The 331-nt window shown below is 50.2% G+C and carries 1 protein-coding gene; it reads right to left on the minus strand.

The genetic code is table 11. The features are described 5' to 3' along the window. Positions 1 to 142: 142 nt before the first annotated feature. A partial coding sequence (tnpB, locus tag H5300_RS27185) for an IS66 family insertion sequence element accessory protein TnpB (protein ID WP_182797403.1) occupies positions 143 to 331 on the minus strand: 189 nt, incomplete at its 5' end.

Raw genomic sequence — 331 nt, forward strand, 5'->3', positions numbered from 1 at the left:
GTCAATATCGGTAAAGTCTTGCGCCATTTAAGTTCCTGTCGGCTGGCTTGCAGTGCTGATGCGCTCAATTATTCCAGCATTGTGGGATCGGTCAACATGATCGTGAGGATCGATAATTTAAGGGTTAATAGTGTGCGTACGGTCATACTTTTTGCCAGCCAGGCAGCCCCATCAACAGAGCTTTAAGCTGCTTCGCGGCGACAGGAGTCACCCCATCTTGGTGATGACGGGGCCAATCTTGAAAGCGGCCTTTGCTCAGGCGTTTATTGATTAACCAGAAGCCAGAGCCGTCATAACATAATGCTCTAAGCATGGTTCGGCGGCGGTTGGT

It is taken from the genome of Vibrio sp. SG41-7 (assembly GCF_014164465.1).
Lineage (GTDB): Bacteria > Pseudomonadota > Gammaproteobacteria > Enterobacterales > Vibrionaceae > Vibrio > Vibrio splendidus.